Source organism: Cupriavidus sp. 22TCCZM01-5, from assembly GCF_057798915.1.
The window spans coordinates 1-538 of record NZ_JBYOJR010000097.1 but is presented as its reverse complement, the minus strand read 5'-3'; the positions used below and the strand labels follow the sequence as shown (position 1 = coordinate 538).

General features: G+C 44.6%; 1 protein-coding gene. It reads right to left on the bottom strand.

The window, feature by feature from the left end:
* Nucleotides 1-488: aspartate carbamoyltransferase (locus AC3FNH_RS32595; protein ID WP_488723014.1), on the bottom strand; the 488-nt coding region annotated here is incomplete at its 3' end.
* Nucleotides 489-538: the final 50 nt, after the last annotated feature.

Sequence of the window (538 nt, the reverse complement as noted above, 5' to 3'; positions counted from 1 at the left end):
AGACGCCCTTGTGTTTCCGCGATGGTGTATAGGTCGAGTAGCGTTTGAGTTGGGTGTTGGTTTGCACCGTCGCCCGCGTTGATCACTGGCACGCCATTTGAAAATTCAGAGGCCAAGCGAGCGGCGCCTTCTTGTGGATGACGCATCACAAAGGCATCGACGTAAGAAGAGATGACTTGTACTGAATCTGCGAGTGTTTCGCCTTTTTTCGCCAGAGAGGTATTACCAATGCGCTGAATCGCTGTTTCAAACGATAAACGTGTACGTGTTGATGGTTCAAAGAAACAACTTGCAACGACTTTGTTTTTAATCAGTTCTGGTCGAGGTGCTTTTTTAAGGCTACCTGCTGTTTCTACGATAAGTTCCAGTTCTTCGCGTGAAAGCTCTGGAATAGAGATGATGTGCTTCTGGTAAAGCGAGTTCGCCATGATCTTCTTCCCTATAACATTGATGACTACATCCAAATAACCGAAAGGAATTTTGGACATAAAAAAACCTCCCCAATGAGTAGGTTTTAAAATTCAATAGAACTAACGGA